Annotated in this window: 25 protein-coding genes; 11 read left to right on the forward strand and 14 right to left on the reverse strand. The window is 73.6% G+C overall.

The annotated features are described in order from the left end of the window. Positions 1-17: 17 nt before the first annotated feature. From ACIG87_RS24440 to ACIG87_RS24460, 5 genes are all read right to left on the reverse strand, one after another. Positions 18-2,276 (reverse strand): catalase, encoded by a 2,259-nt coding sequence (locus tag ACIG87_RS24440; protein WP_396853495.1) that lies wholly within the window; start codon positions 2,274-2,276, stop codon positions 18-20. 115 nt (positions 2,277-2,391) lie between these two features. Continuing rightward, the gene (locus tag ACIG87_RS24445; protein WP_396853497.1) at positions 2,392-2,838 is read right to left on the reverse strand and encodes a hypothetical protein; all 447 of its coding nucleotides are present in this window, start codon (positions 2,836-2,838) and stop codon (positions 2,392-2,394) included. A gap of 77 nt (positions 2,839-2,915) precedes the next feature. Continuing rightward, a complete protein-coding gene (locus ACIG87_RS24450; RefSeq protein WP_396853498.1) occupies positions 2,916-3,422 on the reverse strand; it encodes an iron chaperone in 507 nt (168 codons plus the stop codon). 150 nt (positions 3,423-3,572) lie between these two features. Beyond that, positions 3,573-4,331, reverse strand: a complete 759-nt coding sequence (locus ACIG87_RS24455; RefSeq protein ID WP_396853499.1) for a hypothetical protein — start codon at positions 4,329-4,331, stop codon at positions 3,573-3,575. Continuing rightward, positions 4,328-4,876 (reverse strand): RNA polymerase sigma factor, encoded by a 549-nt coding sequence (locus ACIG87_RS24460; RefSeq protein ID WP_396853501.1) that lies wholly within the window; start codon positions 4,874-4,876, stop codon positions 4,328-4,330. The genes ACIG87_RS24455 and ACIG87_RS24460 overlap by 4 nt, the downstream gene beginning before the upstream one ends. Positions 4,877-5,108: 232 nt before the next feature. On the opposite strand from ACIG87_RS24460, the gene ACIG87_RS24465 reads away from it, so the two are divergent. From ACIG87_RS24465 to ACIG87_RS24475, 3 genes are all read left to right on the forward strand, one after another. Next, entirely contained in the window at positions 5,109-6,392 is a 1,284-nt protein-coding gene (locus ACIG87_RS24465) for a cytochrome P450 (RefSeq protein WP_396853503.1), read from the forward strand. 347 nt (positions 6,393-6,739) lie between these two features. Next, positions 6,740-7,000: an acyl carrier protein gene (locus tag ACIG87_RS24470; RefSeq protein ID WP_396853504.1), complete on the forward strand. Its 261-nt coding sequence runs from the start codon at positions 6,740-6,742 to the stop codon at positions 6,998-7,000. After that, the gene (locus tag ACIG87_RS24475) at positions 6,997-8,238 is read left to right on the forward strand and encodes a beta-ketoacyl-[acyl-carrier-protein] synthase family protein (RefSeq protein WP_396853575.1); all 1,242 of its coding nucleotides are present in this window, start codon (positions 6,997-6,999) and stop codon (positions 8,236-8,238) included. Before ACIG87_RS24470 ends, ACIG87_RS24475 begins: the two co-directional genes overlap by 4 nt. Positions 8,239-8,259: 21 nt before the next feature. Here the strand turns inward: ACIG87_RS24475 and ACIG87_RS24480 are convergent, their stop codons facing one another. The 3 genes from ACIG87_RS24480 to ACIG87_RS24490 form a co-directional block, all read right to left on the reverse strand. Further along, complete coding sequence (locus ACIG87_RS24480; RefSeq protein WP_396853506.1) at positions 8,260-9,582, reverse strand: glycosyltransferase family 2 protein; 1,323 nt, start codon at positions 9,580-9,582, stop codon at positions 8,260-8,262. Positions 9,583-9,634: 52 nt separating this feature from the next. After that, positions 9,635-9,916 carry a phosphopantetheine-binding protein gene (locus tag ACIG87_RS24485; RefSeq protein ID WP_396853507.1) on the reverse strand — a complete coding sequence of 94 codons (282 nt, stop codon included), beginning with the start codon at positions 9,914-9,916 and terminating at the stop codon, positions 9,635-9,637. 74 nt (positions 9,917-9,990) lie between these two features. Beyond that, positions 9,991-10,740 (reverse strand): 4'-phosphopantetheinyl transferase family protein, encoded by a 750-nt coding sequence (locus ACIG87_RS24490; RefSeq protein ID WP_396853509.1) that lies wholly within the window; start codon positions 10,738-10,740, stop codon positions 9,991-9,993. 122 nt (positions 10,741-10,862) lie between these two features. On the opposite strand from ACIG87_RS24490, the gene ACIG87_RS24495 reads away from it, so the two are divergent. Then, positions 10,863-12,275 carry a condensation domain-containing protein gene (locus tag ACIG87_RS24495; protein ID WP_396853510.1) on the forward strand — a complete coding sequence of 471 codons (1,413 nt, stop codon included), beginning with the start codon at positions 10,863-10,865 and terminating at the stop codon, positions 12,273-12,275. A gap of 98 nt (positions 12,276-12,373) precedes the next feature. Here the strand turns inward: ACIG87_RS24495 and ACIG87_RS24500 are convergent, their stop codons facing one another. Then, positions 12,374-13,585 carry a cytochrome P450 gene (locus ACIG87_RS24500; RefSeq protein ID WP_396853512.1) on the reverse strand — a complete coding sequence of 404 codons (1,212 nt, stop codon included), beginning with the start codon at positions 13,583-13,585 and terminating at the stop codon, positions 12,374-12,376. A 35-nt stretch (positions 13,586-13,620) separates the two neighbouring features. Beyond that, the gene (locus ACIG87_RS24505; protein WP_396853513.1) at positions 13,621-14,865 is read right to left on the reverse strand and encodes a nucleotide disphospho-sugar-binding domain-containing protein; all 1,245 of its coding nucleotides are present in this window, start codon (positions 14,863-14,865) and stop codon (positions 13,621-13,623) included. A 187-nt stretch (positions 14,866-15,052) separates the two neighbouring features. Between ACIG87_RS24505 and ACIG87_RS24510 the strand changes: the two genes are divergently transcribed. Continuing rightward, entirely contained in the window at positions 15,053-16,225 is a 1,173-nt protein-coding gene (locus ACIG87_RS24510) for a cytochrome P450 (RefSeq protein WP_396853515.1), read from the forward strand. A gap of 49 nt (positions 16,226-16,274) precedes the next feature. Here the strand turns inward: ACIG87_RS24510 and ACIG87_RS24515 are convergent, their stop codons facing one another. Further along, the gene (locus tag ACIG87_RS24515; RefSeq protein ID WP_396853517.1) at positions 16,275-17,138 is read right to left on the reverse strand and encodes a TauD/TfdA dioxygenase family protein; all 864 of its coding nucleotides are present in this window, start codon (positions 17,136-17,138) and stop codon (positions 16,275-16,277) included. A gap of 172 nt (positions 17,139-17,310) precedes the next feature. Here ACIG87_RS24515 and ACIG87_RS24520 point away from each other — a divergent pair, with 172 nt between their 5' ends. The 6 genes from ACIG87_RS24520 (at position 17,311) to ACIG87_RS24545 (ending at position 24,622) form a co-directional block, all read left to right on the forward strand. Next, complete coding sequence (locus tag ACIG87_RS24520) at positions 17,311-18,336, forward strand: methyltransferase (protein WP_396853518.1); 1,026 nt, start codon at positions 17,311-17,313, stop codon at positions 18,334-18,336. Between the two features lie 230 nt (positions 18,337-18,566). Continuing rightward, positions 18,567-19,586 carry a polyprenyl synthetase family protein gene (locus tag ACIG87_RS24525; RefSeq protein ID WP_396853520.1) on the forward strand — a complete coding sequence of 340 codons (1,020 nt, stop codon included), beginning with the start codon at positions 18,567-18,569 and terminating at the stop codon, positions 19,584-19,586. After that, positions 19,583-20,620 (forward strand): UbiA family prenyltransferase, encoded by a 1,038-nt coding sequence (locus ACIG87_RS24530; RefSeq protein WP_396853522.1) that lies wholly within the window; start codon positions 19,583-19,585, stop codon positions 20,618-20,620. The genes ACIG87_RS24525 and ACIG87_RS24530 overlap by 4 nt, the downstream gene beginning before the upstream one ends. Continuing rightward, a complete protein-coding gene (locus ACIG87_RS24535) occupies positions 20,617-22,317 on the forward strand; it encodes a prenyltransferase/squalene oxidase repeat-containing protein (protein WP_396853524.1) in 1,701 nt (566 codons plus the stop codon). Before ACIG87_RS24530 ends, ACIG87_RS24535 begins: the two co-directional genes overlap by 4 nt. After that, a complete protein-coding gene (locus ACIG87_RS24540; RefSeq protein ID WP_396853526.1) occupies positions 22,314-23,600 on the forward strand; it encodes an FAD-dependent oxidoreductase in 1,287 nt (428 codons plus the stop codon). Before ACIG87_RS24535 ends, ACIG87_RS24540 begins: the two co-directional genes overlap by 4 nt. Beyond that, positions 23,597-24,622: a histidinol-phosphate transaminase gene (locus tag ACIG87_RS24545; RefSeq protein ID WP_396853528.1), complete on the forward strand. Its 1,026-nt coding sequence runs from the start codon at positions 23,597-23,599 to the stop codon at positions 24,620-24,622. The genes ACIG87_RS24540 and ACIG87_RS24545 overlap by 4 nt, the downstream gene beginning before the upstream one ends. Here ACIG87_RS24545 and ACIG87_RS24550 read toward each other — a convergent pair. Genes ACIG87_RS24550 through ACIG87_RS24560 form a run of 3 tightly spaced genes read right to left on the reverse strand, consistent with a single transcriptional unit; the run spans position 24,599 to position 26,762 of the window. Further along, positions 24,599-25,597 (reverse strand): 2-hydroxy-acid oxidase, encoded by a 999-nt coding sequence (locus tag ACIG87_RS24550; protein ID WP_396853530.1) that lies wholly within the window; start codon positions 25,595-25,597, stop codon positions 24,599-24,601. The genes ACIG87_RS24545 and ACIG87_RS24550 overlap by 24 nt on opposite strands. 57 nt (positions 25,598-25,654) lie before the next feature. Next, positions 25,655-26,599: a 3-oxoacyl-[acyl-carrier-protein] synthase III C-terminal domain-containing protein gene (locus ACIG87_RS24555; RefSeq protein WP_396853532.1), complete on the reverse strand. Its 945-nt coding sequence runs from the start codon at positions 26,597-26,599 to the stop codon at positions 25,655-25,657. A 16-nt stretch (positions 26,600-26,615) separates the two neighbouring features. Continuing rightward, positions 26,616-26,762 carry a hypothetical protein gene (locus tag ACIG87_RS24560; RefSeq protein WP_396853533.1) on the reverse strand — a complete coding sequence of 49 codons (147 nt, stop codon included), beginning with the start codon at positions 26,760-26,762 and terminating at the stop codon, positions 26,616-26,618. Positions 26,763-26,790: the final 28 nt, after the last annotated feature.

Consider the following 26,790-nt stretch of genomic DNA (forward strand, 5'->3'; position numbering starts at 1 on the left):
CGTCGTCAGCCCTGCGGTCAGGAGACCGGGGCGGGGAACCGTTCCCAGACCCGGTGCGCGGCCAGCAGGCGCTGCACGTCGGCAAGGACGTCGGCGGCCGAGTCACCGGTCACCACACCCTCACCGCCGGCAACCCCGGCCACCTCCAGCACCCGTGCGCCCGCGCCCCAGCCGCCGATCACCTTGGCGTGCCGCCAGCACTCCTGCACCAGCAGCAACACGCGGGGGTCCACGACCGTGGCGTCCGCCGCCCCCGCCTTGGCGTCCCGGGCGGGCAGCGCATCCGGCGCCGGCGCGGGCGCCCCGGCCAGCAGCAGCGCGTCCAGCTCGACCGAGCGGCCGGTGGCGAAGGTCCGCTGCACCGTCAGGCCGCCCACCGTGCCGCCGTGCGCGGCGATCACCAGCGGCACCATGCCGGCGGCGAACACGTCACGGCGTACCTGCTCGACCTGCTCGGTGTGGGTGTCGGCGTCGACCACGATGCCGACCGTCCGGCCGTCGGCCGGCCAGCTGCGGCCGAGCTGGGACAGGGCGGGGCTGGGCGCGACGTCGGCGAGCGGCACGGTCGGCTCCGGGGCCGGCAGGCCCAGGCCGGCGGCCACCTCCGTGCAGAGCACCGGGTCGATGTTGGCCAGGCACTGCAACTGCCGCTCCCGGATCGCCTGGTGGTAGCACTTGCCCAGCTCGAAGGTGTAGGCGCGGACGATGTGCTGCCGCTCCACCGGCGACATGCTCAGCCAGAACAGGCGGGCCTGGCTGAAGTGGTCGTCGAAGGACGCCGGGTTGGCGCGTGCCTTCGGGGCCTCGGCCACGGTGACCGGCACGTCGACGAACGCGTTCTCGGCGTCCCCGGCGGGGAAGGGGTTGCCGCCGTCGAGCGAGTTCGGCCGGTACGGTGCGACGCCCGCGTGGACGGCGTCCTGGTGGAACCCGTCGCGGAGCATGTCGTTGACCGGGGCGTGCGGCCGGTTGATCGGGATCTGCGAGAAGTTCGGCCCGCCCAGCCGGGTGAGCTGCGTGTCGACGTACGAGAAGAGCCGCCCCTGCAACAGCGGGTCGTTGGTGACGTCGATGCCCGGGACCAGGTGGCCGAGGTGGAAGGCGACCTGCTCGGTCTCGGCGAAGAAGTTCGTCGGCGTCCGGTCGAGGACGAGTCTTCCGACCGGCTGCACCGGGGCCAGCTCCTCCGGGACGATCTTGGTCGGGTCGAGCAGGTCGATGCCGGCGAAGGTCTCCTCCGGGATGTCCGGGAAGACCTGGAGGCCGAGTTCCCACTCCGGGTACGCGCCGGCCTCGATGGCGTCGTAGAGGTCACGGCGGTGGAAGTCGGGGTCGAGGCCGCTGAGTAGCTGCGCCTCCTCCCAGTCCAGGGAGTGCACGCCCAGCTTCGGCTTCCAGTGGAACTTCGCCAGCACCGTCGCCCCGGCCGCGTTGACCAGCCGGAAGGTATGCACCCCGAAACCCTCCATCGTCCGGAACGAGCGCGGGATGCCCCGGTCGGACATGTTCCACATGGTGTGGTGCTGCGCCTCGGTGTGCAGGGAGACGAAGTCCCAGAAGGTGTCGTGCGCGCTCTGCGCCTGCGGGATCTCCCGGTCCGGGTGCGGCTTCCCGGCATGGATGATGTCGGGAAACTTGATCGCGTCCTGGATGAAGAACACCGGCATGTTGTTGCCGACCAGGTCGAAGGTGCCCTCGTCGGTGTAGAACTTCGTGGCGAAGCCGCGGGTGTCCCGGACCGTGTCGGCCGAGCCGCGGGAACCCAGGACGGTGGAGAACCGGACGAAGACCGGGGTCTCCTTCCCCTTGCGGAGGAAGCCGGCCCGGGTGACCTCCTCGGCGCCGTACCCGGTGAAGACGCCGTGTGCGCCCGCGCCCCGGGCGTGCACCACCCGCTCGGGGATGCGTTCGTGGTCGAAGTGGGTGATCTTTTCGCGGAGGTGGTGGTCCTGGAGCAGCGTCGGGCCGCGCGGCCCGGCCTTCAGGGAGTGGTCGGTGTCCCGCAGCCGGGCGCCCTGCGAGGTGGTGAGGAACTCGCCCTGCTGGCCGTTGGCGACGGTGGGCGCACCGGTGGCGGTGCCGGTCGGGGTACGCGTCTCCGGCGCGCCCTGCTCCTTCTTCGGCGGCAGCGGACCGTGCGGGGTGGTGGGCTCGTCGACGGTGGGCGGAACGCTACCCGGCGCACCGGGCACGTCGGGGGTGATCAGGTCGGCCACCTTCTCGGCTGCGGTGTCCACCACGTCCTTGACCACCTGGGCAGGCTTGCGGGAATCCATCGAGCGGCACCTCTTCGTGGGGCTGGGAGCTATGGGTCTACTCATCCCCTACCCGGGCATCCCGCCGCAAAACGTATAGCCCTCTGCCGGCTGCCCCACCCCTCGGCCGGGACGGTCAGCGCAGCGCCTGGAGGGTGACGGCGGTGACCGCGCCGTAGGCCAGGTGCGGGATGAGGTCGGTGAGCCAGTCGGTGGTCGACCACGAGCGCGGATCGGTCACCTTCAGGACGGTCAACGGGCCGTTGGAGCCGATCATCGCCAGGCCGGTCAGCGCCAGGGCGGCCCCGACGACGGGCAGCCGGCGACCGCCCGCCGCGGCGAAGACCGCGGCGGCGGCCACCGAGGTGGCGTAGCCGAGCAGCGGCCCGAGCCCGGACCGCCGGTTCTCGCCGGTCCGCTGGTCACCGAGGTCGACCCGGGCCAGGTCGGCCAACCGGCCGACGCTGTCCTCGGCGGCGCTGCTGGCCGGCCTGGCCCGGACCGCCATGTCGAGGTAGGTGACGGCGTTCAGGGCGGACGCGCCGGCCGCGCCGGCGATCAGGGCTCTGCTGGTCGGCATCATCGTCGCCGGGTACCCGCCTGCGCGGCGGTGACACCCGGCCAGGGGAGGCCCGGCCGGGTGTCACCGCCCACCGTCGGTCAGGAGACCGCCGCCCGCACCAGCTCGCGGACCCGCTTCTCCACCGCGGGACTCCACGTCCGTAGCGCGTACGACACCGGCCAGAGGTCACCGTCGTCGAGGTGGGCCGCCTCCTGGAAGCCCAGGGTCGAGTACCGGTAGTTGAACTTGCCCGCGTCCTGGAAGAAGACGACGACCTTGCCGTCCGCGTTCGCGTAGGCGGGCATCCCGTACCAGGTCTTCGGCGACAGCTCCGGGGCCGCCGCGGTGACCGCCAGGTGCACCCGCTCGGCGAGCGCCCGGTCCTCCGGCGCCATCTGCGCGATCCGGTCGAGGACCGCCTGGATCCCGTCGGCCTTCTTGGCGCCCTTCTTCCCCTCGGCGCGCAACTCGGCGGCGCGCTCCTGCATCGCGGCGCGCTCCTCGGCACTGAAGCCGGTGGACCCGGTGGGCTTCTCGGCGCCGACCCCGGCCGACTTCTCGGCGGCGTCGCCGTCGGACGCGGCGGTCGAACTCTTCGTGGACACGCGGGCTCCCCCTCTTGCTGGTCGAGGCTCGGCATCCTGCCGGCCACCTGGGAAAAGGCTATGACCCGGGGACGGCCGACGGCTTCTCGATTCCTGATCGAACGAGCCGGCAGCTCCCACCGCGCCGCGTCGCCTGATCCGCACCGCCGGCTACAGGTCCTCGATCGGGTGGGTGGCGGTGCCGGTGGTGCTGTGCACGACCACCGTGATGCTGCCGACCTCCCCGCCCTCCGGGCCCGGCCACCACGCGGCCCACCAACCGCCCCTGGTGCTGGTCTGGATGGTCCTGCCGTCGGCGAAGACCAGGTCGACACCGGTCACCGACGGGCCGGCCAGGCCGACGACGCTGGAGTACTGCTCGTCGTCGGAGCCGACGGAGCTGTACGTCTCGACCTTGACGGTGCCGTTGGCGGGGACCGGCAGGGGACCGTCCGTCAACGTCATCGCGGCGGGCCGACCGCCGTCCAGGCTCATGCACTCGATCGTGCCCGCGCCGCGCCTCAGGATCAGCAGGGTGGCCACGCCGCGCTGCTCGGCCAGGATCACGTCGGACGGGCTGACCGGCCCCGAACCGCCGTCACCCACCCCGCTCTCGGCACACCGACGTGCCTGCGGCATGACCTGCTCGCCGGTGAGCGAGCCGGGTACCGGGGTCCAGGAGGCGAAGGCCCGGTCCAGGGACCCCGGCAGCAGCGACGGCACGGTGACCGCGCCGACCACCGCAGCCGCCCCCGCGGCGACCAGACCGATCGCCCACCGACGGCGGGCCGGTCGGCGTACCGACGCGGTGTGCACCGCCCGGCCGTCGACGATCCGATCGACGAGGGCGTTCGACCGGGCCCACTCGGCTGCGGTCGGCTCACGGCCACGCGCCGGGTCCAGCACGCTGAGCTGTTCGAGATCCTTCATGACTGCTGCTCCTTGAGGACAGTGAGGGGCTGCGGGCGGACGGCTGCGGCGGGCTCCAGCGCGGCTCGTAGGCGTTCCCGGGCCCGACCCAGCCGCATGGCGAACGTCGAGCGGCGGCAGCCCAGCACGGTGGCCGCCTGTTCGGCGGTCAGCCCGTCGAACGCCACCAGCGCCAGCACCTCCCGGTCGCCGGGCCGCAGCCCCCGCCAGGCCCGGTCGAGGTCGATCCGGGCGGCCGCGGCGACCGTGTCGTCCCCGTACGCCGGCTCGTCCGGCGTCACCAGCCGTACGTCCAGGGCCTGCCGACGCAGCCAGCCCCGCGTCTGGTTCGCCATCGTCCGGCGGGCCACCGCGAACAGCCACGGCCGGGCGTCCTCGGGCAGGTCGTCGAACCGACGCCAGGCGGTGAGGAAGACCGTCGACACGACGTCCTCGGCATCGCTGGGCGGGATCCGCCGCTGCACGAACCGCAGCAGGTCCGCGTACGTCGCGGCGTGTACGGAGCGGAAGCGCCGCTCCCGGTCACCGTCTTCGATACTGCTCATGGTTGCCTCTCGATCGCCGTCACACCCCCTACCTGTCCGGCTGCGCCGACACTGTCACACCTGATTCGACCCGGACCTGTCAGCGCCGGGGCCTCGGGCAGTCGATCAGTTCGGCGGCGCGACCGGTCCGACGGTGACCGGGGCCGTCGACCGGGCCGGCCGTGGACACGTCGCGGCCGATGCGTCTATGGTCACGGGATCTTCCGCCCGTGCACCCCGTACGAGGAGCGCCATGGGTTTCTCAGTCTCACTCGACGACCTGCTCGGCGACGAGGTACGGCGCGATCCGTACCCGTACTACGCCCGGCTGCACGAGCTGGGGGAGGCGGTCGCGCTCGCGCCGACGGCGCCGCACGCCCTCGTGGTCCACGGGTACGACGCGGCCCACCGGGTCCTGCGCGATCCGGTCTTCCGGGTGCTCGACGCGGACCACCTGGACCGGGCCGGCATCCGGTGGCGCGACCACGCGGTGATCCGGACCCTCCAGGCCAGCATGTTCAACGCCCAGCCGGACGATCACGCCCGGGTACGGCAACTGTTCGGCCAGGCGCTGACCGCCCGCCGGGTCACCGCGCTGGAGCCGGCGATCCTGCGCATCGCCGACGGGCTGCTCGACGGGCTCGCCGAGGCGGGCGCGGACGGCCGGCCGGTGGACTTCATGGCCGCGTTCGCGCTGCCGCTGCCCAGTGACGTCGTCGGCGAGCTGCTGGGGGTGCCGGAGCGGGATCGGGCGTGGTTCCCGTCCCGGGTGCGGGCGTTCGACGCGGTGCTGGAGATCGGGCCGCGCTCGTTCCGGGAGATCCGGGCCGCCAACGCCGCCGCCGAGGAGCTGACCGGCTACTTCACCGCACTGCTGGCCGCGCGCCGGGCGGAACCCCGCGACGACCTCGTCTCGGCCCTGGCTCGCCTCCGGGACGAGCGCCCCGACCAGCTGACGGAAGCCGAGCTGCTGGCCAACCTGATCATCATGTACAACGCGGGGTTCCGCACCACCGCGAACCTGTTCGGCAACGGGCTGCCCCTGCTCCTCGCGCGTCCCGAGGCCCTGGCCGCGCTGCGCGCCGACCCGTCCCTCGCCCCGGCGTACGTCGACGAGATCCTGCGGTACGAGCCGCCGGTGCACTTCGCGGTGCGGGTCGCCGCCGAGGACACCGAGGTCGCCGGGCTGACCGTCGCCCGGGGACGATCGGTGCTGGTGCTGACCGGTGCGGCCAACCGGGATCCGCGTCGGTTCGCCGATCCGGACACCTTCGATGCGTCCCGCCCGGACAACCGGCACCTGGCGTTCAGCGCCGGGCCGCACTACTGCCTCGGCGCGGCTCTCGGCCGGGCGGAGGGTCGACTCGTCCTGCCCCGCCTGCTGGAGCGGTTCCCGGCGCTGGCGCTGGCGGCGGAACCCGGCGAGCGGCGTCAACTCATGCTGCGGGGCTACGACCGGCTCCCGGTACGCCTCGTCGATCCGGAGGCCGATCGGTCGGCCGGCACGGTCCGGGTGGACCTTGCGAAACCGGCTTGATTGAGTAAGGTCGATCCAGGCGGAGCGGGTGCTCCGCGTAGCCAGATCGGCGACGGCCGCGCGGTCGCACGGGCGTCGCAGCTGGCTCCCCGTCGCAGCCGCCAGCTCCCGAGAAGTAACCCCACCAGACTCACCGGTTCTCCGGGTGGCAGGTCGAGCGCGTCGCCAGGACCGCGTGACGGAAGGGCGAGGTCGGATGGTCGAAGGCCCCCGCCCGTACCGTTGCGCACGGTCGTGCGGCACCCGTGCCACCGGGCCGGCTGCGTCCCCGGCCGCCTGCCACTCCGCCCGCCCTCCCGCCGCCCGCCTGGCCCCCGCTGTCGACCTCCGGAAAGGAAACAACGGCCATGACCGATGAGATCCGCGCGTTCCTGTTCGCCGCGCTGACCGAGATGAAGTACGACATCGAGGACGCCGACGACGACACCGTGTTCGGACCGGCCGGTCTCGACGTGGACTCGCTCGGCCTCGCCGAGTTGGCGGTGCGGGTGGAGGACCGGTTCGGGGTGGCGTTCGACGACGACGAGGCCGAGGCGCTCGCGATGATGACCGTCGGTGAGTTCTGCCGCGCGGTGTCGCTGCGCATCCAGCCCGCCTCGGCACACTGACCGTGCGCGCCGGCGTGACGGTGACCGGCATGGGGCTGGTGAGCCCGGTCGGCACCTCCTCCGCCGAGGTGTTCGACGCGGTCTGTGACGGCCGGTCCGGCCTGACCCGCCCACCCGAGGGGCACCCGGTCCACGGCGTCGTCGACGTCGCGGCGATCAGCCCGGCCATCGACCCGGCCAGCGTGCTGCCCGGCCCAGAGTCCCGGGTGGTGGACCGCTCGATCGTGATGGCACTACGGGCGGCCGAGGACGCGCTCGCCGACGCCGGCGTCGAGGTGGGCCGGGACGTCGACCCGTACCGCATCGCCGTCATCGTCTCCGGCGTCGGCGGCCTGTCGACGCTGGCGACCCAGGTGCTCCAACGGGCCGAGCGGGGCCGGTTCGGGGTCAGCCCGTACCTGCTGCCCGGGACGCTGCCGAACATGGGCGCCGCGCGGATCGCCATCAGGTTCGGCATCCGGGGTTACACCTCGTCGATCGGCACGGCGTGCGCGGCCGGAGCCCAGTCGCTCGGCGAGGCGCTGCGAATCCTGCGTGCCGACGAGGCCGACATGGTGCTCTGCGGGTGCAGCGAGGCGCCGCTCTTCCCGGCCTTCGCCGACGCGTTCGGCAACGCCCGCGCGCTCGCCCACGGCTGGCCCGATCCGACGGTGGCGAGCCGCCCGTTCGACCGTCGGCGTAACGGTCTCGTCCTCGGCGAGGGCGCCGGGGTGTTCGTCCTGGAGCGCACCGCGCACGCCGTGGCGCGCGGGGCGCGACGGCACGCCGACCTGCTCGGGTGGGGCGCGAACAACGACGCCTACCATCCCACCACCCCGCGCCCCGACGGGTCCGGGGCCGCGCACTGCATGCGGGCGGCGCTGCGTGACGCGGGGCTGCACACCGACGACATCGGCTACCTCAACGCCCACGGCACCAGCACCAGGGCCGGTGACGCGGCCGAGGTGGCCGCCATGCGGGACGTCTACGGTGCGGCCTCGCCGCCGGTGAGTTCCACCAAGGGGGTCACCGGGCACCTGCTCGGCGTCTCCGGCGTGGTCGAGGCGGCCATCGGCGTCGAGGCGCTGCGGCGCGGCGTGCTGCCACCGACCTACAACCTCGACGACCCGGACCCGGCCGACGAGGTCGACCACATCCGCAAGCAGGCGCGGACCGGCCCGGTGGCCACCGTGATGTCCAACTCGTTCGGCTTCGGCGGTCACAACGTCAGCCTGGTACTCGGCCACCCGGGGGCGTAGGCGACCCTCCCGCCGGCTGCCTCAGCGGATCGTGAGCAGGGTCGCGGTGTCGTGCACGTCGACCGTGACGTCGAAGTGGTGCTGCAGCATGTCGGTCAGGTAGTCGAGGTCCGCCACGAGGGGCACCGGCAGCATCGCCTGCTGGTCGAGCGGGCCGTGGGTGGCGACCAGCTCGATCCGGTCGGCCTTGAGCAGACCCCTGGTCAGGAAGGCCGGCAGGTCGTCGGGGAGGAAGCACCGCCACAGGTCGATGTTGACGATCAGGTCCAACGCGCCGGTCTTGAACTGCTGGAGCACGGTGCCGAGCAGATGCGAGTTGGTCGGGCCGGGCGGCGCGTCGTGGTCGAAGGTCTGCGAGCCGGGGCCCAGCTCCAGGGCGGACACCCCGTTGCCGACGACCAGCGCCGTGCTGGTGGCCAGCTCCGCGCGGACCGGGGCGGGCAGCGCGGTCGGCCGCCCCAACCCCTGCCGCCGGTACGCGTCGATGGCCTCGCCGTAGAGCCTGATCCGGCCCAGGTGCCGCCCGAACGTGTTGATCGCGTACAGCACCTCGACGTCGTAGCGCATGTGCTTGCGCAGCATGTGCTTCATGTTGTCCATCGAGGCGATCCCGTTGGACGTCTTGCGGAAGTGCGGCAGGTGGTACGACAGCGCCTCGACGTCCAGCCGGAACAGGTCGGGCCGGGCCCCGTGCAGGTGGAAGACCCGGTAGAAGAAGTCGAGGTCCTCGAACCCCCACTTGACCATCGCCTCGTCGAAGCCGTCCACCCGCAGGAACGACCCGCGGTCCACCGAGGCGTTGTGGGTCAGGCCGAGCACCCAGGGCGCGCTGGGGAAGTCCCGGATCCGCTGCGGGTGGGAGATGTCCTCCAGGCGCGGGTCGCCGCGCTCCGCGTCCAGCATCTCCGCGACGATCGGTTCGCCCCGGCGCAGCGCGTCCGCACCGGCCCAGTCGAGGTCGTACCGCTGACCCAGCAGGACCCCGGGCCGGCCGTCGCGCTCGGCGTGGTAGGCCCGGTGCCGCGCCAGCAGCGTGGGATGCGCCACCGTGTCGGCGTCCAGGAACAGCAGGGTGTCGGCGTGGGCGCGCGCCGCCGCCGCGTTGCGGTTGGCGCTGCGGCCCCGGTTGGCTTCGCTGCGTACGCAGCTGATGCGCAGCCGGTCGGCGTAGCGCTCGGTGACCGGGGCCAGCGGGACGGCGGAGCCGTCGTCGCCGACGATGACCTCGAAGTCCTCCGGCGGAAGGCTCTGCCGGGTCAGCGACGCCAACGTCGTGTCCAGCGCGGCGGCGTTGTTGTGGGCGGGGATCACCACGCTCAGGCGGGGCTGGTCCATGGTCGGCATGCGACTCCTTCGGGAACGCCGTCCGGGCCCGGCGTCGCCTCCGGGAGGGCTGTCAGCGGGGGGTGCAGTGGTGCGTGATGTAGTCGGCCAGGTCGCCGACCGTGGTCATCAGGTCCTCGTCCAGATCCTCCACGTCGATCTGGATCTCCAGCTCGTCCTCCAGCTCGAGCAGCAGCTCCAGCGCGAGGGACGAGCTGAGGCCGAGCTCGTCCATCAGCTGGGTCCGCACGGTGACCGGTGCCTCGGGTCTGAGCATCCGGGTCAGCAGTGTGGTCATGCTGTCGACGACCTGCGCGCGCAGCTGCGGCGGGGTGGCCGTGTCGGGTTCTGTCACCGGTGGGCCCTACGCTCCAACATGGAGTCATCAGAGCAAACGCGATCGGCGAGTGTCAACGATTGCGCCGATCTTCATCCGGGACGACCGGATGCCGATCCGGATCGCCGGTCGGAGTCGGCGGCGAGGCGGTGGCACGACTCGACGGCGTACGGCGCGTCGCCGGCCAGGGCCACCGCGACCCGGTACGCGGCCGGTGTCGCCACGTCGCTGAGCCGGTACACGCCCGGCGTCGTGTCGTCGCTGACCCGGTGCACGGCCACCGGGTCGACGCACTCCACCACGTCGCCGCGGTGCACCGGCATCGCCAGGTGCGGCCAGAGTCGGCCACCGGCGGCCTTGACCACCGCCTCCTTGCGCGCCCACAACCGGGCGAACCGGTCGGCCCGCGTCGCGGCGTCGGGTCCTGCGGCGACGTGCCGGGCCTCCTCGGGGGCGAAGAACCGGGTGGCCATGGCCGTCGGGTCCAGCCCCGGCGTCGGATGCTGGATGTCGACACCGACCGGGCGGGCACCGCCGACGGCCACCGCGACCAGGTCCCCGGAGTACGACAGGCTCGTCTGCGGACCGGCCCAGGGGCCGGTCAAGGTCGGCTTGCCGTACCGGCCCCGACTCCAGGCGAGCCGCTCGGGCGGCGCGTCCAGGGTCCGGCCCACCAGGACGCGCAGCGCGCCGTGCGCCACCGTGAACCGGTCCCGGGTGGCGGTCTGGGTGAGTGCCGCCGCCCGGGCCCGCTCGTCGGCGTCGAGCAGCGCGCGGTACCCGGCCAACTCGTCCGGGGCCACCCTGGCCGACACGATCCAGATCCGGACGGCGTCCCGCATGGGCCGTACCCTAACGTCGTCGTCACCGTGACGTCGTCGTCGCCCCGGCTCTGTCGGCGGCCCGGTGGGCGCGGCGTTTTGTGGCGTTGACACGTGCCGATCCCCGTTGCTCTGATGGACCGATGTTCCCGCAGACCGCCGAGGCGCAGGTGCTCGTCCCGTTCGCCGGCCCGGGGGCCGGGACCGCGCCGTTGACCTGGGGTCAACAGGCGATCATGCAGGACATGCGGGAGACCGGGTGGACGCACAACGTCAGCGGCGCGCACCCGGTGCCGGCGGGGGTCACGGTGGAGCAGGTGGCGGCGCAGCTCGCCGACCTGATGGGCCGGTATCCGGCGTTGCGGATGCGACTGGGCACCGACGAGCGGGGTGAACCCTGCCAGGTGGTGTCCGCCGCCGGGGAGATCGCCCTCGACGTGCTGGACGTGCCCGACGACGCCGACCCGGCCGACGTGGCGAAGTTCGCCTACGAGTTGGGTCACGCCCGCCTACTGACCCACTACGACCTGTACCGGGACTGGTCGGTGCGGATGGCGGTGATCCGGCACCGGGGCGCGCTGGTGCACCGGGTGCTGACCCTCGACCACCTGGTGGTCGACGGCACCGCGACGGCGCTGCTGATGGCCGACCTCGGGCTGGTCGACCTGGCGGCGCGTCGGGCCCACGACCCGCGTACCGTGCAACTGCTCGACCTCGGCCGGCGGGAGCGGACCCCGCCGCTGCGCCGGGTCAGCGACCGGGCGGTACGCCACTGGGAGTCGCACCTGCGAGCCATCCCGCCGTCGACCTTCGGCGAGGTGACCAATCCGGCCGGGCGACACGGCCGGCGGTTCTGGCACGGCCGGTTCAGCTCACCCGCGGCCTACCTGGCGGTGCGGGCCATCGCCCGACGGACCAGGACGGACACCTCACGGGTGCTGCTCGCGGTCATCGCCGTGGCGGTCGGCCGGGCCACCGGGGTCAGCCCGCTGACGGCCAAGCTCATCGTGGGCAACCGGTTCCGGCCGGGTTTCGCCGAGGCCATCGCCCCGCTGAGCCAGAACGGCGTGCTCACCGTCGACGCCACCGACACCACTGTGGACGAGGTGGTGACCCGGGCCCGCCGGGCCTCGGTCGCCGCCGGGATGTACGCCTACTACGACCCGGTCCAGCTCGCCGAGGCCGGCGCGCGGCTGGACGACGAACGCGGCTATCCGGCCCGGGTCACCCTGCGGATCAACGACCGGCGGGTGGTGACCCGGCAGGCGGCGGAGGACGGCGCCCGCGCCGAGGAGGTGACCCCGGAGCAGATCCGGCGGAAGGCGGCCGAGACGTTCCTGGTCTGGGACGGCACCCTCGACCACCTACCCGAGCAGGCGTTCATCACCGTCGAGGACCACCCGGACACCGTCTTCCTCCAGGTGATCTTCGACCTGGGCTGTTTCACCGAGGCACAGGCCGAGGCCCTGCTGCGCGGGGTGGAGGAGGTGGCCGTCGAGGCGGCCTTCGACCCGACGGCACCGACCCGGATCACACCCGGCCCGACCACCGGCTGACCGCCGGGCGGCACCGGCCGGGGCGGCGAGCGACCCGGCCGGGCACCGCCACGTCGTGCCGGACCCGGGTCACCACCCGGCGGTGTGCCGGCAGGTGGTCACCGGTCGACCCGGTCCCAGGTCACCGGCAGCGCCTCCAGGCTGCGTACCACCAGGCCCGGCCGCCACCGCAGCTCCGCTTCGTCGACGGCGAGGCGCAGGCCGGGCAGCCGGCGCAGCAGCGCGCCCAGCGCCTCCTGCAACTCCATCCGGGCCAGGGCCGCGCCGAGGCAGTGGTGCGGGCCGGCGCCGAACGCCAGGTGCGGGTTGTCGACCCGGGCCAGGTCGAGGGTGTCCGCCCCGGCGAACACCGACGCGTCCCGGTTGGCCGAGGCGATCGCCGGGAGCACCGGGGTGCCCGGAGGCAGGCGTACCCCGCCCAGCTCCACCTCCTCGGTGGTCACCCGGGGCAGCAGTACGCCGTTGTCGCCGAGCTGGATGAAGCGGGACAGCTCCTCGACCGCGCGGGCCACCGCGACCGGGTCGTCACCCCGCAACCCGGCCAGCTGCTCGGGGTGCCGGGCCAGCACGAGCAGGAACAGGTTGAGCTGGTTGGTGGTGGTCTCGTGCCCGCCGACGAAGATGCCGGCGGTGACCGAGACGAGTTCCCGTTCGGTGAGATCGTCGTGGGTGTCCCAGGCGTTGATGAGCGCGCTCATCAGGTCGTCGCCGGGATTGCGGCGGCGCTCCACGATCATCTCGCCGAAGGCGTCGAGGGCGGCCTGCGGGGCCGCCGGATCGGCGTCCCAGTCACCCACGAGCGCGTCGGACCACTGCCGTACCCGTTCCTGGTCCTGGTCCGGGATGCCGAACAGCTTGCTGATCACGTAGATCGGCAGCGGCGCGGACAGGTGGGGGATCAGGTCCGCCGGAGGCCCCGCCGCCACCATCTCGTCGATCATCCGGTCGACGAGGGCCGCCACCGTCGGGCGGAGCGCCTCCACCCGGCGCACGGTGAACGCGTGCGAGACCGCCCGGCGCATCGTCGTGTGCCGGGGCGGGTCCATCCCGATCAGCGAGTCCTCGGCGAGCGAACCCAGCTCCCGGGTCGGGCGGTCGGGACCGGCCGCGGCGGCCCGGCTGAACCGGTGGTCGGTGAAGACCCGGCGGACGTCGGCGTGCCGGGTGGCGAGATAGGCCGACGCCCCGTCGGGCAGCGCGATGTGCGCCACCGGGCAGGTCTCCCGCAGCCGGGTGTAGTCCGGCGAAGGGTGGTAGATCGTGGGAGCCGGAGCGAGCGGGTACGGGATGGGCGAAGGCTGTTGCGTCATCTGCGACTCCTAGGGTGGTCCGACAGGCCGGTGGATCAGATCCGGGTGCGCTCGGCGAGGGCCACCAGCGTCGGCACCACCTCGGCGGGGGCGGGCATCGCGCGGACCCGGTCCCGCATCAGCGCCGCGGACTCCCGCCAGTGGCCGTCGCCGATCAGCTCACCGACCAGCTCGCGGAGGGCGTCGTCGCCGGCCCGCTCCGGGGTCAACCAGGTCCCGGCACCGGTGGCCGCCAGCCGTTCGCCGTTGAAGTGCTGGTCGCTGACCTGCGGCAGGATCAGCTGTGGCACCCCGAGGCTCAGCGCTGTCATCGTGGTGCCGGCACCGCCCTGCTGCACCAGCGCGGCGCAGGTCGGCAGCACCAGCCGCAGGGCCAGCGGCGCGTCGACCAGCCGGACGTTGCCCGGCAGCGGGCCCAGCCCGGTCTGCTGGGCCCGCTCGACCAGCACGACGACCTCCACGTCCAACCCGGCGACCGCCCGGATGACCCGGGGGAGGCCCAGCCGGTCGCTGAGCCCGACGCCGGCCATCATGGTGCCCGCCGTGACGCAGACCCGGGGCCGACCCGCCGGGTGGTGCAGCCAGGACGGCAGCACGGCCGGGCCGTTGTACGGCACGAACCGGATCGGCCGGCCGGGGCGGGCCGTCGGCACCTGCATCGGCGGCGGCACCGGGTCGAGCGTCATGACGCCGGCGAGGTCGACGTCCGAGGCGGTGAGCCCGAACCGGTCGGCGAGTGGCCCGAGCACCGAATCCGGGTCGAGCCGGAGGGTGACCGAGGAGTCCGGCCCCCACAGGTGCAGCACGCCGGGCACGTCCAGCGCGGCGGCGGCCACCGGGGCGGCGAGGTTGAACGGCTCCCAGACCATCAGGTCCGGTCGCCAGGACCGGCCGAAGCCGACCAGGTCGTCGAGCAGGGCGTCGGCGAACCGGACCACGCCGCCGTCGGGGGTGATCGCCGGTTCGACCGCGTCGTCCGGCTCCGGGTCGGCGTGTTCGGCCCGGTCGGCAGGCGCGGCCTGATCGGTGGGTGCGGCCCGGTCGGTGGGTGCGGCCCGGTCCAGGGCACCCACCGCCCCGATCCGGCCCGCGAACGCCTCGGCGAAGTCGAGATCCACGCCCAGCGGCACCGCCGCGAGCCCGGCCGAGCTGATCGCCGGCACCAGCGAGGGATGGCTGGCCACCCGTACCTCGTGGCCGGCCGCCTGGAGGGCCCAGGCGAGCGGGACGAGGCCGTAGAAATGCGACCGCCAGCCCCACGTCGACAACAGAATCCGCAAAGGCGCAGTCAAGTCCGACCCATCCGCGCGCACCACCCGGGCAGTCCTGGCCCACAGATGCTAGGCGATGGGTGTCGTGCCCGGAAGGTCGTCGGTCGCTCCAATGGATATTGACTGCGGCCGCACCCATGCCCGAGTCTTACCCGGTGCCCGATGTGGACCGCCGACCGGCAGGTGGTAGCTCGCCATGACCGTCGCCTCCGAGCTGCGGGAGTATCCGTTCGAACCGTTCACCGGTGACCTGCCGGCCGAGCTGCTCGACATGGTGGTGTCCGACCCGGTCAGCCGGGTGCGGCTGCCCGACGGGCGGCCGGCCTGGCTGGTGCTCGGCTACCAGGACTGCTGCACGGTCCTGGCCGATCCCCGGTTCTCCCGGCTTCCCCTGGGGGCGACGGCGACCCCGGACGGCGTCGGTCCCCGTGAGCTGAACATGGACGGTCCGGCGCACGCGGTCGTCCGCCGGGTCGCCAGCCGGGCGTTCACCGCCCGCCGCATCGACACCTTCCGCCCCCGGGTGCAGCGACTCGTCGACGGGCTGATCGACGACCTGCTGGCCGGACCCCGCCCCGCCGACCTGGTCGCCGCGCTGGTGGCCCCCCTGCCGGTCTTCGTGGTCTGCGACGTGTTGGGTGTGCCGGTCGCCGACCGGCCCCGGTTCTACGGCTGGATCGAGGGCCTCAACTCGGTCACCGCGTACGGCTCCGCCGACGCCGCCGTCGCGCAGGCGGAGTTGCGGGCCTACCTGGCCGGGCAGTTGGCGCGCAAACGGGTGGCCCCTGGCGACGACCTGCTCTCGGCCTGGGTCCTCGGCCGGGACGCGCACGAGCTGGTCGACGCCGAGCTGGTCGAGCTGGCGATGGGGGTGCTGCTCGGCGGGCTGGAGATCAACTCCACGAGCGCCGGGCTGCGGGCGCTGTTCCAGCACCCCGAGCAGTTGGCGAAGCTGCGGGCCGACCCGGCGAAGCTGTCGTCGGCGACCGACGAGATCCTGCGCTACACGTCGGTGAGCAGCATGTTCCGGGTCCAGGTGGTGCGTGAGGACCTGACCCTCGGCGGGGTGGCGATGCGCGCCGGGGACTGCGTGATGGCGATCCCGTGGGCGGGCAACCGTGATCCGCGCTTCTTCGCCGACCCCAACGTCTTCGACATCGACCGCGCGCCGACCACGCCGCACCTCACCTTCGGCTTCGGGCCGCACTTCTGCCTGGGTACGGCGCTCGGCCGGATGCAGGTGGAGCTGTCGATCGGCGCGCTGCTGCGCCGGCTGCCGGGGCTGACGCCCGCGGTGCCGATCGAGGAGATCCCGTGGCGGCACGACCGGATGAACGGCGGCATCGCGTCGTTCCCGGTCACCTGGTGACCGGCCGGCCGCGCGCCGGTCGTGCGCCGGCTGCGGACCGGTCGGGCGCTCAGTAGTTGTCCACCGCGTTGACCCGGTCCGGCCAGTAGCGCTGACCGGGCGCGGCGACGTAGTGCTCCCATCGGGGCGCGTCGCCGGTCGGGTGGTCGCCGAGCACGGTGATCCGCTGCCCGCGCCGGACCCCGTCGTAGTCGTTGATCGCGTAGTGCTGGGTGACCCGGTTGTCCCAGATCGCGACGTCGCCGACCCGCCAGCGGTACCGGCAGGTGAACTGCGGGCCCTCGGAGAACGCGAACAGGTACTCCAGCAGCGCGTCGCTCTCGTTGCGGCTCAGCTGCGGGATGTGCGAGGTGAACAGCCGGTTGACGTACAGCGAGCGGCGGCCGGTCTCCGGGTGCACCCGGACCACCGGGTGCTCGGCCCGGCTGGTGAACTCGTTGCCGATCCGGATGACGTGGATGGCGGTCAACCCGTCGAGCAGGTCCCGCAGGGGCGCGGACAACGCCTCGTACACCCGGCACTGGTTGGTCCACATGGTGTCGCCGCCGGTCTCGGGCAACTGGACCAGGTGCAGGATGGAGGCGATCGGCGGGCTCTGGTGGAAGGTCATGTCGGTGTGCCAGACGTCGACCTTCCCGCCGTTCTCGGAGTCGATCACGACGATCTCCGGGTGCCCCTCGAGCCGGGGCAGGTACGGGTGCAGCTCGACCTCGCCGAAGCGCCGGCCGAAGGCGACGTGCGCCTGCGGCGTCAACCCGGTCTGCCCGGCGACGAAGACCACCTGGTGCTGGAGCAGCAGCCGGTGGAGATGGTCGAAACCCTCGTCGGTCAGGGTGTTGAGGTCGATGCCGTGGACCTCGGCGCCCAGGGCGCCCGCGACGAGCCGTACCTCCGGTACGAGGGAAGTGGTCATCGATGGTTCCTCCGGTCTGGGCGCGGGGGCCCGCCGGCGCATTGTTCCACGGGGGTGAATGGGTTCTCCACCGTCGTTGTTGACTCCGTCGCGTCGCCCTTGAGATCATTCGGGCCGGTCGACGACGGCCACGGCCATCGTGGACGCGCGGCGTGACGGGGAGGCTGTGCGGGTGACGATCGAGACCCCGACCGATGAGGACCCGGCCGCACGGCTCGACCGGCTGACGGATCTGGCGACCCCGTTCGCGGTACGCACGGCGGTGACCCTGCGGGTGCCGGAGCGGATCGCGGCCGGCGTGACCGGCCTCGACGAGCTGGCGACGGCATGCGACGCCGACCCGGACGCGTTGGGCCGGCTGCTGCGCTATCTGGTCCACCGGGGCGTGTTCGTCGAGGTGTCGCCGGACGTGTTCGGGCTGACCGACGTCGGCGAGCTGCTCTGCGACCGGGACGGCGGCGGGCACGGCGGCTACCTGGACCTCGACGGGCTCGGGGCGCGGATGGACCTCGCCTACACCGGGCTGCCGCACGCGATCCGCACCGGCGGGCCCGGCTACCGGACGGTGCACGGGCACGACTTCTGGGCGGATCTCGACGCGCACCCGCCCTACCGGGCCTACTTCGACGCGCTGATGCTCAGCCAGCAGCGGTTCACCGCGCCGCAGGTGGCGGCGCTGTATCCGTGGCACCGGGTGCGGCACGTCGTGGACGTCGCCGGGGGTGCCGGCGGGCTGCTGCGGGAGCTGCTGGGCGCCCACCCGCACCTGCGGGGCACCCTGGTCGACCGGAGCGAGCCGGTGGCGACGGCGGCGCGGACGTTCGCCGCGCACGGGCTCACCGACCGGGTCGACGTCGTGGTCGGGGATTTCTTCGCCGAGTTGCCGGCCGGCGCCGACGTCTACGTGGTGTCCCGGGCGTTGACCGACTGGAGCGACGCCCACGCGACGGCGATCCTGCGCCGGTGCGCCGAGGCGGCCGGGAGCACCGGTCGGGTGCTGGTGGTGGAGGTGCTGCCGACCGACCCGTACGTGCCGCACCGGTCGCCGTACGACCTGCAGATGCTGGTGCTGGTGGGTGGCCGCGAGCGGGGCGTGCGTGAGCACGTGGCGCTGGCCTCGGCGGCGGGTCTGACGCCGGTCGAGACCTATCGCGGCACGGGTGGTCTGACGCTGTTGGAGCTCGCGACGGACGCCTGATCGGCGACCGGCGGGCCGGCGGCCGTACCTGTTCTCATCGATCTGTGTGACGCACGGTGAACGGGTCGGCGGATTTCTCTGCGCATCAACCGATTTGATGGCGAATATGTTCGCGACATTCGTGTCCCTCCATCGCGGGTGCAGTTTTCCGATGGTTGTTCAGGGCGGGGTCGACAGGTAACGTCTCGCGTGCCGGCTGGGCCGAGCCTTTGCGAGAGGGTCGACACGCTATGACGGTTACTGGCTTCACGCGATATCCGCCCTTCATCGACGACCTCGCCCGCAGCGAATCGGGGCGGCTGCTGCACGCCGAGTTCGCACGCCGGTGGCCGGAGACGACCGACCAGTTGGCCACCATCGCCCGTTACGCCCTGTTGCCGGCGGGCAAGCTGCTCCGCCCGATGATGACGCTGCACGCGGCGGAGGCGGTGGGCGGGTCGCCACGGGACGTCCTCCCCGCCGCGCTGGGGATGGAGTACCTCCACGTCGCGACGCTCGTGCACGACGACATCATCGACGCCGACACGTTGCGGCGGGGCCGCCCGGCGGTCCCGGTCGCCTTCGGTATCCCCAACGCCATCGTCGTGGGTGACCACCTCATCTTCACCGCCTTCCAGTCCATTGTGGAAGCCGGCGCGACGGCACCCCCCGGGCACGTCGCCACCGCCGTCGCGGCGCTGGCCGAGGCGGGGCGGGACCTGTGCCGTGGCCAGATGCTCGAAGCGCAGCTGGTGGGCGACCTGGACGCGGGTGCCCGGTGGTACCCGGAGATGATCCGGTTGAAGACCGGCGCGTTGTTCCGCGCCGTGTGCCACGTCGGCGCGTTGCTCGGCGGCGCCGACCCGCACGTCGCGTCCGGGCTGGCCCGCTACGGCGAACACCTCGGCATCGCCTTCCAGATCCGCGACGACCTGCTGTCCTACGTGGCCACCCCGGAGCAGACGGGCAAGCCGGCCACCAGCGACCTCAACAACGGCCGGCCGACGCTGCCGCTGCTGCTCGCCTACGACGCGGCCACCGACACGTCCCGGGTGGAACTCATGGCGGTCCTGCACCGGCGGGGCGCCGGCCCGGGAGACGTCGAGTGGGTCGCCGGTCTGCTCGACGAGGTCGACGCGGTACGGCGTGCCCACCGGCAGATGGTGGCGCACGCCGAGCAGGCCCTTGCCGAACTGGCCGCGCTCGCCCCCTCGGCGAGCGCCGAGGTGCTCGCCGGCATCGCGCACTGGATGACGAGCGAGACAGCGTGAGCACGTCCGGCGTCGTACCGGCGCTGCGGGCACACGTCGAGACCTGGCGGCCCTACACCCTCTGGTACGTCGGGCTGGTGGGCCTCGCCGGGGCGGCCCTGACCGGTGGCCCGCACCACCCGTGGCTGCTCGTGTCGGCCTGGGCCGCCCCGACCGCCGGCTGGCTCGGCGGCCACTACCTCGGCGACTACTTCGACCGGGAACTCGACGCCGGCAGCAAGCCGCACCGGCCGATCCCGTCCGGCCGGCTGCGCGCGAGCACGGCGCTGCGGTGCGGCTGTGCCTGCTTCGCCGTCCTCGCGATGCTGGCCGTGCTCGGCGGGTGGGGCACCACCTCGGCCGCGCTGCTCGCCGCGTTCGGCATCATCGCCTACAGCCGTTGGTGCAAGGCGCGCGGTGTCGCGGGCAATCTGGTCCGGGGGGCGCTCGGCGCGATCGCGCTGCTCTACGGCGCGCTTACCGTCGGACTGTCCCCGGACGTCCCCTCGACGGTGTCGGTGCTGCTCGCGTCGATGGTCGCGTTCTGGTCGCACGACACGATGTCCAACCTGGTCGGGGCGTTGCGCGACATCGACGGTGACCGGGCCGGCGGCTACCGTACGCTGCCGGTGCGCCGGGGTGCGCCGTTCGCGGTCCGCACCGTGCTGGCCCTCTATGCCGTCACCATCGCCGCCGCAGTCACCGCCGGCCTGCTGGCCGGGCAGCACGGGCGGACCGGCTACCTGGTGACGCTGCTCGTGGTCGTGGCGCTGGGGGCCGCCGCCCTCACCCCGCTCGTCACCCACCGCACCGACATGCCCGTCCTGGTGGCGCTGCGGGCACATGCCGTCCTGGTCGTCGAACGGGTCGTGCTGGCCTCGGCCCTCGTCGGGTTGGGGCTCGGCGTCGGTCTGCAACTGGTCCTCGTGCTGCCGTTGGTCGGGCTTACCTGGTGGTCCCAGCACCTGATGCGCGCCCGGCACGAACTCGGCACCGGACGACCGGCGCTGACCCTGGCCACCCCCCGCCGAGCCGCCATGGAGGACGTGTCATGACCGTTGTGCCCACCGAGGCCCTCGACCGGGCCATCGCCGACGGCGCCGAGGCGCTGTTGCGCCGGCAGCGCCCCGACGGGGTCTTCGGCGACGATCCGCCGGCCTCGGTGCTGGGCACCGCGGGAGCGGTGGCCGCCCTGCACGCCGCCGACCCGGAGGGCAGCGCCGACCTCGTCGACGCCGGCACCGGGTGGCTGCGCCGCCAGCAGCACGACGACGGCGGCTGGGGCGGCGTGGTGGGGGCCGACAGCGAGGTCGTCGCCACTGCGGTCGCGGTCGCGGCGCTGGCCCTGACCACGCCGGCCACCAGCGGCGAGGCGATCGCGGCCGGCCGTGCCCGACTGGCCGCGATGGGCGGCGTCGACACGGTGACCGACCCGGCCATCTCGCTGCTGTGCCGCCAACTCCTCACGATGGCCGGGATGACCGCCGAGGCCGGCACGCTGCGCCGGCTGCCGCTGGAGATCGTCCTGTTCGACCGGGTACGCCGGCAGCGTCTGTCGTTCCGTACCGCGCCGTTCATCGGCCTCGCCCTGATGCAGGCGGACCTGCTGCCCACCGGCCGGCTGCGTCGGGCCACCCTGCGTCGGGCCCGCCCGGCGGCGCTGCGGCTGCTGCGCGCGATCTACGACCACGAGGGCCGCACCGGCGCGCTGAGCGAGGACCCGTGGCCCGCCGCCCTGGTGCTGCTCGGCCTGGCCCGTGCCGGTGAGGCCCCGGACATCGCCACGGCCGTCGTCGGCTGGCTCCGGCGTGCGGTCCGCCCCGACGGCTCCTGGGACGCGGTGACCAACCTCGACCTGACCCGGTCCGGGTACGCGGTGACCGGCCTGATCGCCGCCGGCTACGCCGAGGACCCCCGGCTGGGCCCGACCCGCGACGTCTTCCACGCCACCCAGAAGCCCGAGGCGTTCACGGTGCTGGACGTGCCGCCGGGCGGGTGGAGCTACTCCAACGTGGGCGGCTGGCCGGTGACGCTGGAGTCCGCCGAGATCCTCTCGGCGCTCGCCGGCTACCCCGACGCCGCCACCGACCCGGTGCTCCGCAGCGGCCTGGCCTGGCTCGTCGGCCGGCAGGACAGCCGGGGCTCGTGGAGCCTGTGGGTACGCGACACCAAGCTCGCCAACGACGGTCCGTGCCCGGCCATCACCAGCCAGGCCGTGCTCGCGCTGCACGACGCCGGCCACCCCGACGACCACCCGGCGATCGCGTCCGCCGCGGCGTGGCTGCTGACCGCCCAGCGGCCCGACGGCACCTTCGAGAACCTCTGGTACCGCGACCACACCTCCGGAACGGCGGTGGTGGTCGCGGCGCTGTCCCACGTCGGCCACGCCCGGCACGACGTCGTCCACCGGGCGGTCCGCTGGCTGCGCGACACCCAACTGCCCGACGGGTCGTGGGGGCCGGGCGACGGCACCGCCGGGTCGGTCGAGGAGACCGGCTGGGCCGTCCAGGGGCTGCTGGCCGCCGGTGACCCCGAGGTCGCCGACGCGGTCGACCGGGGGGTCGGCTGGCTGCTGGCCGCGGCCGGACCGGACGGCGGCTGGCCGGCGACCCGGGTCTGCAACTACATCCGCCACCACCTGCGCTACCCCAACGCGGTGATCACCCAGGCGGTCGCGCTGCGGGCGCTCGGGGAGTACCGGCGTACCGTCGCCGGCAGGGCGGACGCCGCGCCCGGCGCGGTCACCCGATGAGCGCTGACGTCGTCGTGGTGGGCGCCGGCGCCGGCGGCCTGGCCACCGCCCGTGCGCTCGGTGCGCGCGGCCTGCGGGTGCTCGTGCTCGACCGGCAACGCACGCCCGCGTCGATCGCGAAGGGCGAGATCCTGCAACCCGAGACGGTACGGATCCTCGACGGCTGGAACGTCCTCGACGCGCTGCGCGCCACCGGCGCCCGCCCGGTCGACCGGCTGGCCATCCGCGACCCGCAGGGCCGCCCGCTGCTCGCCCTGGACTACGGCACCCTGCCGGGCCGGCACCGGCAGATCCTCTGCGCCGACTACGGCGACCTGCGCGCCGTGCTCGCCGACGGGCTGCCCGCCACCGTCGAGATCCGGTGGGGGCAGCGGGTCACCGGGCCGCTGCGCGCCGCGGACGGCCGGGTCACCGGCGTCCGGGTCACCGGCGGCGGCGAGGGCGACCAGGAGATCCGGGCGGCGCTGGTGGTCGCCGCCGACGGCATGTCCTCCCCGCTGCGCCGGGCCGTCGACATCGCGGTCGACCGGCGGGAGTACCCGCACGGTCTGGTCGCCTTCGACGTGGCCGGGGTGGAGGTGGCCGACGAGGTGTCGGCCTACCGCACCGACCGGGGCCTCTGCCTGGTCTACCCGCTGCCCGGCGGACGCTGCCGGCTCTACGTGCAGGTGACCCCGGACGAGTTCCGGGGCCGCAGCACGGCCGACCTGACCGGGTGGTGCGACCGGCTGCTCGCCGAGGTGCCGGCCGTCCGGCCACTGGGGACGGCGCTGCGGGCCAGCCTGCACCGGCGGCAACTGCTCGCGGTGTACCGGCTCCGGGCGGCGCGGTTGACCGTGCCGGGGCTGGCCCTCGTCGGCGAGGCCGCCCACGCGGTGCACCCGATGGCGGCGCAGGGCGTCAACAGTTCGCTCGCCGACGCCGAGACCCTCGCGGCCACCCTCACGACCACCGGTGGCCTCCCGGACGACGCCGGGGTGGACCGGGCGCTGCGGGACTTCGACGCCGCCCGCCGCCCGCACCTCGACCACGTCGCCACGGTCAGCCACAACGCGGCCCGCATGATCACCAGCGTGTCGGGGCTGCCCCGACTGCTCGGGGCGCGGATGATGCGCCGTACCGCGGCCAACTCCCGGCTGCTCGGGCTCACCGCCGGCAACCTGTCCGGCACGAACGTCCGGCCACTGTCCCTGGTCGACCGGATGTACCAGCTCGGGCTGCTCGTCGACCGGCACGCCCGCCCACCCGCCACCGCGGCCCCGCAACGAAGTGAGCGACGATGACCACTGCGACCACCGTCGGCACCCACCCGCCGGCCGACCTGTCGATGAACGAGACGCCGTACCCGCCGCTGCCGAGCATCCGGCAGATCGTCGAGGAGGGGGCCGGGGCGCTCCAGCGGTATCCGGACCGTACCTCCGCGGCCCTGGTGGCCGCGTTGGCGGCGCGGCTGGACGTGGGTCCGGAGGCGATCCTCGTCGGACCCGGCTCGGCCGGGCTGTGCCAGCACCTTGTCCAGGCCCTCGGGCCGAGACCGGAGGTGGTCCACCCGGCCCTGTCCTTCGAGGGCTACCCGCTGATCATCCGCAACGTCGGCGCGCAGGGGGTGCCCGTGCCGATGGACGGGTACCGCCACGACCTGCCGGCGATGGCCGCCGCGGTGACCGACCGGACCCGGTGTGTGTTGCTGTGCAACCCCAACAACCCGACCGGGGCGGTGCTGCACCGCGACGAGATCGAGGCGTTCCTGGACCGCGTCCCGGCCGACGTGCCGGTCATCATCGACGAGGCCTACCGGGAGTTCGTCACCGATCCGCAGGTGCCCGACGGCATGGACCTGTACCGGGCGTACGACAACGTCTGCGTCCTGCGGACCTTCTCCAAGGCGTACGGGCTGGCCGCGCTGCGCGTCGGGTACGCGGTGGTGCCACCACGGGTGACGCCGCTGGCCGGGATGGTGGGCGCGGTGTTCTTCCCGAACAGCCTCGCCCAGGCGGCGGCGGTGGCGAGCCTGGATCCGGCGGTCACCCCCGAGCTGACCCGGCGGTGCGTCGAGTTGACGGCGTCGCGGACCCGGCTGATCGACGCGCTGCGCGACCTCGGCCTCACCGTGGCGCCCAGTGAGGCGAACTTCGTCTGGCTGCCGCTGGGGGAGCGGGCGGTGCCGTTCGCCGACCGGGCCCGGCAGGCCGGCATCCTGGTGATGGCCATCCCCGGTGCGGGCGTACGGATCACCGTCGGCTCGGACGAGGCGAACGAGCGGCTGTGCTCATTCGTCCGGTCAGCCCTGGCCGCCGGACTCTGACGCGGCGGCGTTCTCCCACCCGACCAGGCAGAGGTAGCGCAGGTCGGGGTCGTAGTCGGCGGCCACCACCAGTCGGGACCGGTCCGGGCCGGTGGCGAGCTCGTCGAGCAGGCTCCACCACAGACCGGTGGTCGGCTGCCCCGGCGGCGTGCCGGTCACCCGCTCGACGGGGTGCGTCGGCCAGGCCGCGGCGAGGTCGGCGTTCAGCACCACCCGGACGTCGGGGCGACCGGTCGACAGCGCGGCCAGCTCGGACGCGGCTAGCGTGGCGACGTCGTCGAACGCCACGTCCGGGTGTTGCCGGACGACGCCCACCCGGGCCGTCACGTCCAGGACGTCCCCGCCTCGGTCAGCTGCCGTTGCCGTGTCACGTGGTGGGGCGGTGACGTCGGGTGGTGGTGTCGTGCTCCCGCGTGGTGCGGGGGCGCTCCCGGACGCTGCCGGGGTGTCGCTGTAGAGCATGGCGACCCCCTGGTGTCGGGCCGGACCGGGTGCCGGTGTGTCGTAGGGCAGCACGGCCTGCTCGACGGCGATCAGCAGGGCGCGTCGGCAGCCGGCCGACGACGCGTACGCGCGGGCGATCCGCAGCCCGCTGAAGGCCGCCGCCGAGCCCTGGTCGCAGAGGGCGAAGGACAGCGGAGTCCCCGGGCAGACATGGCTCAGGTAGGTGGCGGTGGCCCGGCCGGGCAGCATGTCGTGGCTGGAGAACGCCAACACGAGCAGGTCCACCGGCTCGTCCGGCGGCACGAGCGCCCGGATCAGCGTCTCGGCCATCTCCGCGTAGGACTGGCCCAGCGACTCGGACGCCGCGTCGAACAGGCCCTCCGGCACCTCCAACCCGTAGGGCCGGGCCAGATCCGCCAGGTAGCGACCGGACCGGGCCCGGTGGACCGGGTCGCGCAGCAGTTCGGCCGGCCCGGCGAAGCTCCGCCGGGCGGCCCGGATCAGGTGCAGGTCGGTCGACCGGGCTGCCATCGCAGGCTCTCCTCCGTCACGTCGGTCGGGCGCGGACAGGTTTCCGCCGGCCCGCGATCAGTGGGCGAACACCATCGCGGCGAAGGTCGCTCCGTCCCCGGCGCCGACGGCCGCGATCAGGTAGCGGTCACCCGGGCGCAGCAGCTCGCGTTCGCAGGCTGTCAGGTAGTTGGCGAACGCGTCCGCGCAGAAGACGTGGCCGGTCTCCCGGACGTTGTCGAGCAGGACCCGGTCGCGGGGGAACCCGAGCAGCCGGCACAGCCGTTGCCAGGTCACGATGTTGACGTTGTGCGGCAGGATCAGCCGGATGTCGTCGAGGGTCACCCCGGCCTCGGCCAGCGCCTGCCCGATCACCTCCGCCAGCGCCGGCCGGTACTCGCGCTGGAACTGGGCGCCGGACGCGCCCCCGGCGACGTCGAACTCGCCCCGCTGCTGGCACGCGTAGCCGAGCAGCCGGTCCCGGGGGCCGTCGCTGCTGACCAGGCACGCGGACGCTCCCTCGCTGAAGACCGAGGTCTCCGGGATGAACTGGGCGTCCCGGGTGAACGCCTTCTCCCCGGTGAGGACCAGGGCCAGTGGTCCGTTGCCCGGCTCGTGCGGTGCCGGTTCGGCCGCCAGCAGCCGGCCGGCCATCTCGATCGCGAGCAACGCGCTCGCACACGACTGCTGGGTAAGGGTGAAGGCGACCGCGTGGCCGAGCCCCAGCGCGCGGCAGACGTCGTGCAGCGGATTGACCGGGTACGGCACCACGACGGGGAACGCCCGCCCGTACACGACGAACCGGACCCGGTGCTCCTGCCCGCGCAGCGCGGTGAGCCCGGTCGCGGCGTGCAGCAGCAGGTCGTGCAGCGAGAGGTCGGGATCGCGGCGGACCTGGTCCAGACCGTGGAAGCGGCGGAAGAGCCGGACCTGCATCTCGGTCAGCCCGAGCGGGCCGGCCAGGCTCTCGATCGGCACCCGGCGCTGCGGGAGGTGGACCGAGACCGCGTCGAGAGCCGTCATGCGGTCGATGCCGACATCACGCGGCGGCAGCACCCGGTGCGGCGACGGCGATCAGCGCGGCGACAGCGATCGGCGCGAGGACGGCACCCGGCGCGGCCATGACGCACAGTGGACGGTGCCGCCCGCACCCGTCCGTCGTCGACCGCCACGGAAGGAATCCCATCAGCGGCATCCGCCGATGTCAACGCGTG

Origin of the sequence: Micromonospora sp. NPDC051925 (assembly GCF_044548625.1) — a bacterium.
Taxonomy (GTDB): Bacteria; Actinomycetota; Actinomycetes; order Mycobacteriales; family Micromonosporaceae; genus Micromonospora.

What these genes read in the sequence shown, in the direction of transcription:
- ACIG87_RS24535 (WP_396853524.1), top strand. Translation starts at nt 20,617, where the DNA reads ATGACCGTTGTGCCCACCGAGGCCCTCGACCGGGCCATCGCCGACGGC.
- ACIG87_RS24560 (WP_396853533.1), bottom strand. Translation starts at nt 26,762, where the DNA reads ATGGGATTCCTTCCGTGGCGGTCGACGACGGACGGGTGCGGGCGGCAC.
- ACIG87_RS24480 (WP_396853506.1), bottom strand. Translation starts at nt 9,582, where the DNA reads ATGCCGACCATGGACCAGCCCCGCCTGAGCGTGGTGATCCCCGCCCAC.
- ACIG87_RS24515 (WP_396853517.1), bottom strand. Translation starts at nt 17,138, where the DNA reads ATGACCACTTCCCTCGTACCGGAGGTACGGCTCGTCGCGGGCGCCCTG.
- ACIG87_RS24545 (WP_396853528.1), top strand. Translation starts at nt 23,597, where the DNA reads ATGACCACTGCGACCACCGTCGGCACCCACCCGCCGGCCGACCTGTCG.
- ACIG87_RS24510 (WP_396853515.1), top strand. Translation starts at nt 15,053, where the DNA reads ATGACCGTCGCCTCCGAGCTGCGGGAGTATCCGTTCGAACCGTTCACC.
- ACIG87_RS24495 (WP_396853510.1), top strand. Translation starts at nt 10,863, where the DNA reads ATGTTCCCGCAGACCGCCGAGGCGCAGGTGCTCGTCCCGTTCGCCGGC.
- ACIG87_RS24550 (WP_396853530.1), bottom strand. Translation starts at nt 25,597, where the DNA reads ATGGCAGCCCGGTCGACCGACCTGCACCTGATCCGGGCCGCCCGGCGG.
- ACIG87_RS24525 (WP_396853520.1), top strand. Translation starts at nt 18,567, where the DNA reads ATGACGGTTACTGGCTTCACGCGATATCCGCCCTTCATCGACGACCTC.
- ACIG87_RS24470 (WP_396853504.1), top strand. Translation starts at nt 6,740, where the DNA reads ATGACCGATGAGATCCGCGCGTTCCTGTTCGCCGCGCTGACCGAGATG.
- ACIG87_RS24540 (WP_396853526.1), top strand. Translation starts at nt 22,314, where the DNA reads ATGAGCGCTGACGTCGTCGTGGTGGGCGCCGGCGCCGGCGGCCTGGCC.
- ACIG87_RS24555 (WP_396853532.1), bottom strand. Translation starts at nt 26,599, where the DNA reads ATGACGGCTCTCGACGCGGTCTCGGTCCACCTCCCGCAGCGCCGGGTG.
- ACIG87_RS24500 (WP_396853512.1), bottom strand. Translation starts at nt 13,585, where the DNA reads ATGACGCAACAGCCTTCGCCCATCCCGTACCCGCTCGCTCCGGCTCCC.
- ACIG87_RS24460 (WP_396853501.1), bottom strand. Translation starts at nt 4,876, where the DNA reads ATGAGCAGTATCGAAGACGGTGACCGGGAGCGGCGCTTCCGCTCCGTA.
- ACIG87_RS24455 (WP_396853499.1), bottom strand. Translation starts at nt 4,331, where the DNA reads ATGAAGGATCTCGAACAGCTCAGCGTGCTGGACCCGGCGCGTGGCCGT.
- ACIG87_RS24440 (WP_396853495.1), bottom strand. Translation starts at nt 2,276, where the DNA reads ATGGATTCCCGCAAGCCTGCCCAGGTGGTCAAGGACGTGGTGGACACC.
- ACIG87_RS24490 (WP_396853509.1), bottom strand. Translation starts at nt 10,740, where the DNA reads ATGCGGGACGCCGTCCGGATCTGGATCGTGTCGGCCAGGGTGGCCCCG.
- ACIG87_RS24445 (WP_396853497.1), bottom strand. Translation starts at nt 2,838, where the DNA reads ATGATGCCGACCAGCAGAGCCCTGATCGCCGGCGCGGCCGGCGCGTCC.
- ACIG87_RS24465 (WP_396853503.1), top strand. Translation starts at nt 5,109, where the DNA reads ATGGGTTTCTCAGTCTCACTCGACGACCTGCTCGGCGACGAGGTACGG.